This is a genomic window from Legionella yabuuchiae (assembly GCF_900640115.1).
Taxonomy (GTDB): Bacteria; Pseudomonadota; Gammaproteobacteria; order Legionellales; family Legionellaceae; genus Legionella_A; species Legionella_A yabuuchiae.
The window spans coordinates 1-12,590 of the sequence record NZ_CAAAIW010000016.1; the positions used below are offsets into that span (position 1 = coordinate 1).

Below are 12,590 nucleotides of genomic sequence, written 5' to 3' on the forward strand. Positions count from 1 at the left end.
GACGAGGCGCAAGATTTTTCCTATCGGCAATTGCAGAATTTACATACCCTCGCCATACGAGGAAACATTGCTTATTTTCTAGGAGACCATCAAGTCTTGCATGATGGGAAATCCCGATTTCCTTATTTGCGTGAGATGTTTCATAAACAACAACAAAAAGCGACTGAAATCGCCTTAAAAGCAACGTATCGATGCTCAGAGCAAATTGTCAATATCGCAAACCGTTTGATTGTGGAAAAATACAAAATCACCGGTGGCGCTGCAGATAAGATGGAATCCTCAGAAATCATCGCAGCCGACAGCCTTCAAGGGGAAGGCGAAGTCAGTTGGTGTCACCCAGATCAATTAACACCTCAACTGCAAAGTGACGCCAAAACCATTCATTTTGCCGTGATTACCTTAGATGAGTATCGAGAAGAAGCCAAGCAACAATTCGGCACCGCCTTGGTCTTTACCCCAGAAGAAATCAAAGGCCTTGAGTATAACACCATCGCGCTATATCGCTTGTTGGACAGCGAAGACTGTAAGAGCGCTTGTAAATTACTGAAAACCTCCTCTACACAACCCTCAGGAAATCGTGCAAAACGTGAGCAAAGTAACGACGCGCTTCTTCCTTTTTTTAACGGCTTAATCACCGCCGTAACCCGCGCGCAAAACGCCATCGTTTTTGTACAACATGAATCTCGTGCAATAATGCCCTTGGTCTCGGCCTTAAAAGAAGGGCTTCAGCCTTCGCCAGAACAATCGGCCGCTGCCGCCACCCCTTCTGCGCCTTCTATAAGACCTGCCGCTAAAGAAGACTGGGTAAACGAGGCCAAAAGGCTCTTAATGGCCGGCAACGAAGCACAAGCTCGTGATATTTTTTTAAACACCTTAAATCGAACGCCAGAAGAGTTTGCTGCGTTTATCAAAGAACAACATTCACCTGAACCAGCACAAGCACAAGCGGCCGCTGCTGCCCAAGACGATGCAATTGCGCCAGAAGTTCAAGCACCAACTCCACAAAAGCACGTGAAGACACCAAAAAAGAAACGAAAACCAAAAAAACACGCCCATGCCGCTGTCGCCGCTCAAAAACCTAGTGATGCGCTGAGTGTGGAACTACTAGCAGAATGGGCCAACCATCCGCTTACTGAACCACAATTAATTCGTTTATTAAATGATGAAAAATCTGTCTATTATCTTTTTGAATGCGGGTTTATCGATACCCTATTTGACGTGACATTTTTTCCTGCTTTGTTGAATACCCTTAAAAAAAACATAGCGTTAGCGTCTCAGTTCTTAAATCAAATCGATAAGGAACTGGGGCTCTCTGGGTTATCCGGCTTATTGCGGCATAAGAGGGGTTTGAAGTTTTTCAAAACCCTCTTGGCCATCCATTCTGATGCCTTAATAAGTAACATTTCCCCCGAAGCGCTTTGCCTCATTCGACCCGAAACCACGGGAGAAGATGCAGGATCCTCTGCCTTATTTTGGCTGGCAGCTACTTCCGATGGGCGCACTATCTTACGGTCGCTCTTACAAACCAACCCCTCATTAACAAAACACATAAGCAGTGAGGCGCTTTGCCATAGGGTTCCTGACAATGCAGGCATTAATCCAGGAACCTCGCCTTTATTTATGCTTGCAGACACTGGAAATGGGTGCGCTATCTTACGTTCACTGTTAAATGCCAATCCCTCATTAGCCCGAGAAATAAGCAGCGAAGCGCTTTGTCATAGGATTCCTGACATCGCAAAAACTAACCCAGGAACCTCGGTCTTATTTTGGCTCACAACGCATCCAGAGGGGCGCGCCATCTTGCACATACTGTTACAAGCTAATCCCTCACTAGCCCAACAGATAAGCAGTAAAGCGCTTTGTCATAGGGTTCCTGACAACGCAAAAACTAACCCAGGAACCTCGGTCTTATTTTGGCTTACAGCGCGTGCAGAGGGGCGCGCTATCTTACAGTTATTGTTCAAATCCAACCCCTCATTAATCCCACAGATAAGCAGTGAAGCACTTTGCCATAGGCTTCCTGACAGCGCAAATGATCTTGTCGGAACCTCTGTCTTATTTTGGCTTGCGGCAACTGAAAGAGGGAGTGGCATCTTGCAATTACTATTACAAGCTAATCCTTCATTAACCCAACAGATAAGCTGTGAAGCACTTTGCCATAGGCTTCCTGACAGCGCAAAATTTGATCCAGGAACCTCTCCTTTATTTTGGCTTGCGGGCAATCCAGAGGCGCGCGCTATCTTGGTATTGTTGTTAGAAGCCAATCCTTCATTAACCCAACAGATAAGCAGCGAAGCGCTTTGCCATAGAACTCCTGATACCGCAAAAAATTATCCAGGAACCTCTATCTTATTTTGGCTTTCGGCATCTCCAGATGGGCGCGCTATCTTACATTCACTATTTAATGCCAATCCCTTATTAGTCCGAGAAATAAGCATTGAAGCGCTTTGCCATAGAACTCCTGATACCGCAGAAAATAGTCCAGGAACCTCCCCCTTATTTTGGCTTTCGGGATCTCCAAGTGGGCGTACTATCTTACATTTACTATTAAATGCCAATCCCTTATTAGTCCAACAGATAAGCTGTGAAACGCTTTGCAATAGGATTCCTGATACCGCAAAATTATATCCCGGAGTCTCTTGCTTATTTTTGCTTTCGGGATCTCCAGAGGGGTGCGCTATCTTGCAATTGCTGTTACAACATAAACCTTCATTAATCCAAGAGATAAGCAGTGAAGCGCTTTGCCATAGAATCTCTGACTCCGCAAAAACTGCTGCCGGAGCCTCTGTCTTATATTGTCTTGCAACTACACCAGATGGATGCGCTATCTTGCAATTGCTGTTACAAGCCAATCTATCATTAGCTCAACAGATAAGCTGTGAAACGCTCTGTCATAGGATCCCTGACACCGCAGAAATTGATCCAGGAATCTATGTCTTATTTAGGCTTGCATATGAGCAACAAGGTCGAACCGCTTTGCGATTAATATTGGATAAAAACCCTGATCTGAAACATGAAATTGTGGAAAGAAATAGATTGTTGCCAGCAACCTCAAAAGACACTGAATTTTCTGTTATAGATACGTTAAAAAAATCTGAAGATGGCCGACAAATTCTACTGGATTTCTTTCCTGAATATCTAGAAGAGAATAGAACGTCTTCCTCAGCAACGCATGGCTTTTTTTCGAGAACACCTTCATCTGAGCAAGACACAAATCAAAACCCTCTTATTTCGCCTTGACCAGTACTATACCCGTAATCTTTCAAAATGCGTGTTTTTAGGCGCCTTTATTTTTTGTCCTGCCGCATTTTAAAAAGCGAGTAATGGCTCATTCCCTTGCGAGTTTTTTAAAATGCGGCAGGGCGAAAAAGAAAAAGCATAAATCACGCATTTTGAAAGATTACGGGTATATAAGTAATGCGCCAAGTATGGGTGTTTAACTCCAAAGCATATATGCATGCATAAAACAAAGTAGCCTATAATAATGTCAAACGTTCATAACTTGGAGACAGGGTCATGAAAGAACTGGTAAGAACATTTGAAGCTCAAAGTGACGATGGTGAGTCTATACTGATTTTAGAATATCGAGGAATAAAAGATATTCTGACAGCCCCAGACAAAGAAAAAAAACCGATGTATGGGCTACCCACTTATACCACAACAACTGGCCAAGAAGTTGTTCCAGCCGATGGCGGATTTCAAATACTTGGGTTGGATACCATTTTTTATGAGCATGCATAACCTTTTTAAAAGACCAGAGTAAACGCATGCTATAATGATGAAATATGGACAACTTTAAATACAGGGATGATTATGAAATCAGAAAATATAACCTTTAAAATTCGAGAAACCGATAAAGCGAAAAAGCTATCTCCCATCGTAGATGATCACATTAAACAAGGCTTAAACGAACATAATCTTACTGAAGAATCGCGTCATCGTCTTCCAGAAGATTCAAGCAATACCATAACTGCAACCTTTGAAACCGAGCCCAAATTGACTCGTGTGGAAGATGTGCTAGAGGCCTATGATAAATTAGCTGCAGATCTGCATTATAATCGTCGTTCTTGGTATCATTTGCCTGATGTTAGTGCGGACGGCAAAAAAATTACGATGATTTTTGATATGGAACGAGATTTAGATGTTTTTAAAAAGCGGCTGGAGAGCGCCGGCTATCAGATAAAATAAATCACGTAATGTATTGATTTTATTTCATTAAACTAAGCGCGAATAGGTTTCGAATGGATTCAGAACGTTGGCTCGCCAAGCTAATCGGCATGAATACCGTGTCAAGATTATCTAATCTTGAATTAATTGAATGCCTTGATGCTTGGTTTAAACAACATGAGATTAATTCTTTTATTCTACCTGGGCCAGAACAGGGCAAGGCGAATTTACTCGCCACCATTCCCGCAAAAAATGGGCGCCAAAAAGGTGGCTTACTCTTATCTGGTCACACCGACGTCGTCGATGTGGGTGGGCAATTATGGGACAGCGACCCGTTTGTAGCCACAAGAAAAAACGGCAATATTTATGGGCGCGGCACTTGTGACATGAAGGGTTTTTTAGCGGTCATGTTAGCATTAGCGCCTGAATTTAAAGCGCTTAAGTTATCTAAGCCCATTCACTTTGGCTTTACCTATGATGAAGAAGTTGGATGTGTTGGCGCTGAATATTTTATTGAATACCTGCTTAAACGAAACATTCAACCTGAAGGGTGTATTGTGGGGGAGCCGTCAAACATGAACCCTGTTGTCGGGGAAAAATGCCGTCAAGTTTACCACTGTCAGATTGAAGGGTTGGCTTCGCATTCTTCTTTAAGTGTGAAAGGATGCAATGCCATCGAGTATGCATGTCGTTTAGTTCATTATATCCATACCCTTTCTGAAGTTATTAAGCAACAAGGGCCTTTTGATCCTAATTTTGATTTACCGTATACCACCCTTACCACCAATCTAATCAGTGGCGGGATCGCATCAAACATTATTCCAGGTATGTGCGAATTTCTGCTTGAAATTCGATATTTACCTGAATTTCCTATTCAGAACCTTCGTTGCCAAATTGAACAACATATTACGGAAATTCTCATTCCAGAAATGCGGAAATCTTACGCAAAGGCCAATATTTATTTCGATACGATTTCTGACGAGCCAGGATTTTCTGCGATGGAAGATGCGAATATTACTAGAATTACGCGTATTGTAACTGGCGTTAAAGAACGGTTTAAAGTATCATATTCAACAGAAGCCGGTCTTTTTCAAGAGGCTCATATTCCTACCATTTTATGCGGTCCAGGCAACATTGAACAGGCTCATGGCCCTAATGAATTCATTTCAATTGCCCAACTTAATCTTTGCGAAAATGTACTCAGAAATATTGTTAATTTGTTCTGCCGAGACTTAACTTCTTAGAGCGTGTCAGTGATTTTTAATACGATAAAATATACTCTCCATCCCTAGATAAGAATCGATTTTATAATATTCCATACCGCATTTTTTCATAACACGTATGGAGGCCTTATTATCTTTATGCGCGTAGGCTACAATATAATCGGCATCAATATGATCGCGCGCCCAATCCAATAATACGGATAAAGTCTCCGTGGCATACCCTTTATTCCAATACTGCTTATGAAACAGATAACCCACCTTCACTTCGCCTGATTTAAGCCTATCAAAATAAGCTTCGCCTACAAAATTTGATGTGTTTAAATTGAAAATAACAAAACAAGGCAGGCCTTCTTGTTTACATTCCTCAACACAGTCTCTTATAAATTGCTTAATTTCATCATCACTCAGCGTGCCTTCGGGAAAAAATTTCGTAACCTTAGGATCTTTATCCAGCGTTTTTAAATAATCGATGTCCTCTTTTTCAATAAACCGCATTCCTAAGCGCTGTGTTTTTATGATATATTTTTTCATCGTATACCCAATCGACTTTTTACTAATTATGGGTGAATTCCATATACTTTGCAGGCGTTTTACTTAAAAAAGTGAGCGATTACCTTAACCCCAGAGTAGGATGGGTTTTCGTCTTTTGTCCAACATGGCTTGTAATTCATTAACAATTGCTGGATATGGTTTAAGGCAATAAAATAAAAACTGAGAGCGTTTACCGAGGAGGTTTTTTTATGCCTAAATCCAATCGTTTTTTTCAGAGCGCTTGTCCAGAATCATCGGCCAATTCTCCCGCCCCTCTTCATCGTGTGTCATCACATATGCTTTCAAGATTGATCTCTGAAAGCAGCGCTGAAATTATAAAAGAAAGCAAGAGTCGTCTAGGACGGGGAGCGCAAGGAGATGTATATTTAATAAAAGTTAAACTTCCAGGAGAAGAGCAACGCTGGTGTGTTTTAAAATCTATGAGTGACGTCAGTCAAGCCAAAGAAACAGCCATAAATCTCGCCTTAACGGAAGGGGATGAATCTTCTATCGATCACAATATTGTAAAAATAATTTCCAACTTCAAGGACGAGCTTAATGAATATGCTCTTTTTCCCTTATGTGATACCACCCTGGATCGGCAGATAAAGACCCTAGAGCGCTTACAAGAATCGAACCCCGAGTCATTCCAAATTATTATTATCCGATTAATGCTTGATTTGCTTAAAGCGGTTGATTATATGCATCGCAATCATGTCGTTCACCGCGATATTAAACCGGAAAACATTGGGTTTCATCTTGGTCATTGGTGTTTATTTGATTTAGGTTGTTCTACTAAAAAAGACAGCATTGAACCTTTAAAAGGCACGTTTTACTTTTCACATCCAGCAGGCATGGTTGAAAATTCAGAGTCAGCACGCGGTTATAATGATATTTACGCGCTAGGCCAAACATTAGAACTGCTGCTTGATCCTCGCGCTCAAATGTTTTACCAAGAATTTTTCATTAAAAAGCCTTTGCAATACCTCATGGTCAAAGGGGAAGAGTATAGTCAAGCAATGGCGAATCCAAGCAGTTCACATCCATTAAGTTTTCAAGAGCAATTTAGAAGTTTGGATAAAAAGGATATCAATCGCGTTTTAAAATTTCTTACACATTCCATGACCTCAATCCACCCCGAGACTATCCCTGATGCTTCTAATTTGATTGCATGTTTTTCTGAACTTGAAATGCATTTAAAAGAAATCATAGGGGGTGTTAGGCTTGAAACCATGTATGAGGAATATAAAGCGTTAATTGCATCAGCCATGTGCCCAGAGCCATTAGATACTAAAAAATTTATTTGGGCACACACAACTACAGAGATAAGAAAAGAACCTGAAACAGCGTTACTTATAGTGGATGAGGAAAACGCGCCACAGAAAGGACTGTAACGCTGATAAAGTGGCTATCTGCCCTCCATACGCTTGGCCGCCAGCTAAAGGTGTTGAGCTCTCTGCTTTTGCGTCTATACCCAATATGCTCCTTTATTTATTCTTAAGAATCGTTTGCTTTTTTTTGGAATCGTAACTTGATATAGTTGCTCAGCTAAAAATCTGGATGTCACGGAAATTTATTTTAAAAGGAGTGTCTTAAGATGTTAAGTTTTAAAAAAACTGCCGCCGCTGTTGTGGTCTTCACGGCTGGGGCTGCTTATGCCGGTGGTATGGGAGCAATGTGTAATGCTGAGAATGTAACGGTACCCTGTGAGCAATCAGGGTGGGCTGTTGGGGTACAGGCGTTATATTTAAAACCTTCTTATAGTGGTAGTTTAAATGTAATTGGCTCCCGAGTACTATCAACAACAACGGGGCCTTACGGGCTTTTTGCTCCTGAAATTGTTACGGCTGATGTAACGAACGAACCGGATTTCAATTGGGGATTTAAGCTTGAGGCATCGTATTTATTCCTAACTGGAAATGATCTCACTTTAAATTGGTATCATCTCGCTTCTCAAACCACAACAACTAACATTGCAAACGGGATCAGCCCAAGCTTAAGGGAGCTGCCTTGGGTAAACCATCATGCGTCAGAAACAATACAATTTAGTATTGAGCCCCAATGGGATGCAGTAAATTTAGAATTCGGTCAGCACGCCGACTTTGGTCCCTTTAAAAATATCCGTTTCCATGGTGGTCTTCAATACACTGAGATCGATACCGATATAGTCCGTTCGGGAACGGTTACGGTATGGACAAATCAAGCTAGAACCATAACAGGAACCGCCACTTATACAGTGAACCATTCCTTAGAGTATTCGGGTATAGGCCCTCGTATCGGCACAGACTTAGCGTACGATATGGAATATGGCTTTGGAGTGTATGCCAAAGGTGCGGCCTCTATGTTATGGGGTAAAAATAAGTTCAGTCGAACTGCAACCGATACGGTGGATGCCATTGCGCTAACAGAAGATTTTCTTTCCTTTGTCACTTCTATTTCAGATAGCGGCAATAGAACGATGTTAATTCCAGAGCTTGAATTAAAAGCTGGCCTTACCTACGATTGTAATCTAGGGGAAGGCAACTTAGGTGTGGATTTGGGCTATATGTTCGTGAATTATTTCCATGCTTTAAGAGATAGCACTCGCTACACTGATGTTCTTGATTCAGACTTTGCTATTCATGGCCCATATATTGGTGTTAAATGGGTAGGCATGTTTGCCTAAAATCTTGGTGGATGAGTTAGCATACAGTTTTGCCAACGCTAGAATACAACCCCCGACGTGGCCTGATTGATTCGGGCCACCTATAATTTAAATGACTGGTCCGAATCAATCGAGCCATGTTGTGTCGCGAGACAAGTTGGCAGGAGTGTGACTAACCCTATTCAAGAGGAAAGGACTCATGGTTTATACACAAGGAAAGCAACATGAAGTGGAAATCCCAAACCGTGGTGATGTTCTCGACGGCTTCTTATTGATACCCGAACAACCTAAGGGAATCGTACTCTTTGTTCACGGCAGTGGAAGCAGTCGTTTTAGCTCCCGCAATCAATACGTTGCCAATTATTTAAACCAGTCAAACCTTGCAACCCTGCTATTTGATTTACTAACTCCAGATGAAGAGGCCGTTGATGTATATACCCGTGAGTATCGATTTGATATTGGTTTATTAGCTACTCGGCTTATTGAAGTTACAAAATGGAGCCATTCCCAATTTCCCAATTTAAATATTGGTTATTTTGGCTCAAGCACCGGTGGTGCTGCGGCATTAATGGCTGCGGCTTATCAAAAAGAGGAAGTCAAAGCTATTGTCTCTCGTAGTGGAAGGCCTGATTTAGCTGGGGAATATCTGCCAACAGTCGAAACGCCCACGCTATTAATTGTGGGTGAGCTTGATGATGTGGTGATAGATCTAAATAAGCAAGCGATGAGTCAAATGCACTGTGGTAATAAGCTAGAGATTGTCCCCGGTGCAACGCATTTATTTGAAGAGCCTGGAACTCTGGATGAAGTCGCAAAACTCACAAAAAATTGGTTTTTAAAACATTTAACCCCAACTCAGGGTTAACCATGTTAAGTTATCTTCTATCTGGGCTTAGTATGCTTCTAATGATTGGTACTCTGTTGCCATTTCTTAATTCTAAACAATGGTGGATAAGGGATTTTGATTTTCCACGATTGCAAATTTTTATTTTGTCACTGGTAACATTGATACTTTTTACGCTAACTCAATCGCTGAACCACTGGACAGCTTATAGCGCATTTATCATATTGATCCTAATTATCTTATATCAAGGTTCTAAAATCTTTCCTTATACGATTTTTTTTTCAAAACAAGTTCAAAATAGTGCTCCGAATGAAAAAACCTTTTCCTTAATCACAGCGAATGTTTTGAAGTGTAATAAGCAGGCTAAGCAATGCATCGCAATGATTAAACAACAAAAACCAGACATAATTTTGTTAATTGAGGTCGATCACTGGTGGGTTTCACAATTGGAAGAAGTCTTTAGTGTTTATCCTTATAAATTGTTGCATCCCTTAGAAAATACCTATGGTATGTTACTGCTGTCACAAATGGAATTGGTGCAACCTGAAGTGAAATTTTTAATTTCTTCTGAAGTTCCTTCCATTCATGCCCATGTTAATCCCACTCAAGGGCCATGTTTCAAACTGATTTGCCTACATCCTGTTCCTCCCACACCACCGCCAACGGATGGAGGTAACAGCGACAGTAAGGAGCGAGATATTGAGTTGTTAAAAGTCGCTAGAATGGTGGCTGAAACAGATGATCCGACTATTGTACTAGGCGACTTAAATGATGTTGCTTGGTCTAAAACGACTGATGAGTTTCAAACCATAAGCGGGCTTCTTGATCCTCGTCGAGGACGAGGTATGTTTAACTCATTTCATGCCAAGTATTTTTTTCTTCGTTTTCCCTTAGATCATGTCTTTAGTTCAAATCATTTTCATTGTAAGGCTTTAAAACGTCTGGAAAGCATAGGTTCTGATCACTTCCCCATCTATGTTGAATTCTCACTTGAGCAATAAATGCATATAACTTAGCATATCCCTATAAAAACCCGTTAATATATCCAATCATGCTGGCTTAGGTTCAAAAATAAGTCGGATTCATTAACAGGTCATCTGTTTCATATGTATAACCAAAGGATGTGGTTGTGATCAAAAAATGGCCCGTATTTGAATTTAATCTTCCTCCTGCCTTACTGCTCAGTATCGTAGTCGCTATTCTTGTGTGGGTCGTTAGTTTTTTAAATGTCTATAAACTGATAGATGGGTATGCCTATGATTCTATACTCGTTTCTACTCCAAGCTATCAAACCTCTGTTGAATCTAAGGTTTTGTTAATACAAGCCAATCAGGACATTCATGCTATCAACGAACCGACTTGGATACGGTTTTTAGATAACCTTGAACAAAGCAATCCTAGTCAAGTGATTTTTTTATTTTTTCCCAGCCAAGCCGGAGTCTCTTTTTATTCAAAAGCCAAACAATATGGAAATGTTTTATTTGGACGTCGGATGCTATCGGACACAAAAGCCCAAGTTCTTGAACCTTGGCCGGAGCATGCAAAAGATTTAAATCTTCCCTTTGGTGTCCAAGCGCTTCCAAAAAGCCAATATGGTGTTTATCGGTTTCAACACACTGATTATTCATTTAATAATCAACCCATGCCAGCGGTAGAGATCCGTGTTGCACAACAATTGGATCATTGGACAAAGCCCCCAAAAGCCAAAACATATTATATTGATTTTTTATCGGGAACAGCTTCCCTTCCTTTTTTAACCCTTTCACGGGCCTTTGAGGATGAACTGGTATCCGAAATGATAAAAAATCGCGCGATAATCATTGGCAACACATCACCAGATTCGAATAATTTAACCACTCCCCTCATTCACAATGGGCTAACCATTTCAGAACCACAATTTCATGCTTATGCATTGCAAACGCTTCTATCCAAAGAAGCCATACAATGGATGGGGCCTTTTATTAAACTGTTGTTTCTAATCTTGGTCAGTATAGGTAGTCTATTGATGCTAAACGCAACATCTAGACAAACGACCACGGTATTGTTGCTATTCAGCTTGTTTGTAATGGATTTTCTACTCGCCTGGGCGATACTCGTGTGGTTCAAGCTATGGATTCCACTGTTGGCTATATGGTTAACTCATCTTGCTCTTTATGTGGTCTTAACGCGTTATCGCCTAATGGAGGAAGAAAAAAAAGCGTTAGAAGTATTGTTTGAATTATCGAGTAAAATTCAAGATAAAGCACTGGATATTAAGGTATATGCATCGGATCAATACTGGTCAAATATTATTGTGATGCTCAATCAAACCCTTAACTTAAGCTGTGCAATCTTTCTCGAATGCATCCCAAATTCTCATCGTCTTAAAGAAGTCAGCGCGATGAACTGCAGTCTTAATAATATAAACGAACGACGGCGTGACTATCATCGAGACCCTTATAAAACAGCGATTGAAACCCACAACTTAATGCAAGTTGAGAATTTTATCGACTGTGGGAAAACCAAAAGTCAATTTTTATATGCCTTAATACACTCAAACGAAACGTTAGGGTTTTGGGTATTTTGCTTAGATAAAGAGCAAAAGTTAAGCCATGATCAAAAAATTTATATCAATCAGCTTGGCAACCAAATTGCTTTTTTCTTACATCTTCGCAAACTCTGGCTAAAGGAAGAGCAACAAAAAGAAAACATCGTGCTTCGCTTTTTAAATCTAGAACGCCATTTCAGCGTAGCTGAAAAAATGCAATCCTTGGTTGCTAAATTAGAGCGGCGGCTAACGATTACTAAAGATTTTTTAAGCGCTCAAACCACAGGATGTATCTATTTTGATCTGTTCGGACGTCAATTATTAGCAAATGAACAAGCCGAACAAATCTTTAAACGAGCGGAAATCTTGACCGAAGAATTATCTGCACTTGATTTATTAGTCAGCATTACCAACATGAATCTTGACAATGCTCGGGAGGTTTTACAAGAACTCATCGTAATAGGGACTGAAATAGTTTTTGATATACAACTGCCCAATCACTACGAACAACAATTTCAACTTAGGCTTTCTGTTCCCAATGTGGGTGTAGAATCGTATAAAACAGAAGCACAAGGCATGCTTAGTTTAGAAAGACGTGGGCTTTTTTTTGAGTTCGTCAAGAAGGATTGAGTACAGAAAGCTTGAGTACAGCCG

10 protein-coding genes are annotated in these 12,590 nt (G+C 40.7%); 9 read left to right on the top strand and 1 reads right to left on the bottom strand.

The features are described from left to right. The 4 genes from E1O47_RS12270 to argE all read left to right on the top strand — a co-directional run. A partial coding sequence (locus E1O47_RS12270) for a hypothetical protein (protein ID WP_165475066.1) occupies positions 1–3,240 on the top strand: 3,240 nt, incomplete at its 5' end. A gap of 276 nt (positions 3,241–3,516) precedes the next feature. Beyond that, positions 3,517–3,741 (top strand): hypothetical protein, encoded by a 225-nt coding sequence (locus E1O47_RS07215; protein ID WP_133130591.1) that lies wholly within the window; start codon positions 3,517–3,519, stop codon positions 3,739–3,741. Positions 3,742–3,813: 72 nt separating this feature from the next. Then, positions 3,814–4,188, top strand: a complete 375-nt coding sequence (locus tag E1O47_RS07220) for a hypothetical protein (protein WP_133130592.1) — start codon at positions 3,814–3,816, stop codon at positions 4,186–4,188. A 53-nt stretch (positions 4,189–4,241) separates the two neighbouring features. Further along, positions 4,242–5,411, top strand: a complete 1,170-nt coding sequence (argE, locus tag E1O47_RS07225) for an acetylornithine deacetylase (RefSeq protein WP_133130593.1) — start codon at positions 4,242–4,244, stop codon at positions 5,409–5,411. A 6-nt stretch (positions 5,412–5,417) separates the two neighbouring features. On the opposite strand, the gene E1O47_RS07230 is transcribed toward argE, so the two are convergent. Next, entirely contained in the window at positions 5,418–5,921 is a 504-nt protein-coding gene (locus tag E1O47_RS07230; protein WP_133130594.1) for a GNAT family N-acetyltransferase, read from the bottom strand. A 209-nt stretch (positions 5,922–6,130) separates the two neighbouring features. Between E1O47_RS07230 and E1O47_RS07235 the strand changes: the two genes are divergently transcribed. The 5 genes from E1O47_RS07235 to E1O47_RS07255 all read left to right on the top strand — a co-directional run bounded on the left by E1O47_RS07235 (position 6,131) and on the right by E1O47_RS07255 (position 12,566). Next, complete coding sequence (locus E1O47_RS07235; protein ID WP_133130595.1) at positions 6,131–7,315, top strand: protein kinase family protein; 1,185 nt, start codon at positions 6,131–6,133, stop codon at positions 7,313–7,315. A gap of 203 nt (positions 7,316–7,518) precedes the next feature. Then, a complete protein-coding gene (locus tag E1O47_RS07240) occupies positions 7,519–8,586 on the top strand; it encodes an Lpg1974 family pore-forming outer membrane protein (protein ID WP_133130596.1) in 1,068 nt (355 codons plus the stop codon). 178 nt (positions 8,587–8,764) lie between these two features. Continuing rightward, positions 8,765–9,430, top strand: a complete 666-nt coding sequence (locus tag E1O47_RS07245) for a dienelactone hydrolase family protein (RefSeq protein ID WP_133130597.1) — start codon at positions 8,765–8,767, stop codon at positions 9,428–9,430. Positions 9,431–9,432: 2 nt separating this feature from the next. Further along, entirely contained in the window at positions 9,433–10,410 is a 978-nt protein-coding gene (locus E1O47_RS07250) for an endonuclease/exonuclease/phosphatase family protein (RefSeq protein ID WP_133130598.1), read from the top strand. Positions 10,411–10,538: 128 nt separating this feature from the next. Next, positions 10,539–12,566: a CHASE2 domain-containing protein gene (locus E1O47_RS07255; RefSeq protein WP_165475067.1), complete on the top strand. Its 2,028-nt coding sequence runs from the start codon at positions 10,539–10,541 to the stop codon at positions 12,564–12,566. Positions 12,567–12,590: the final 24 nt, after the last annotated feature.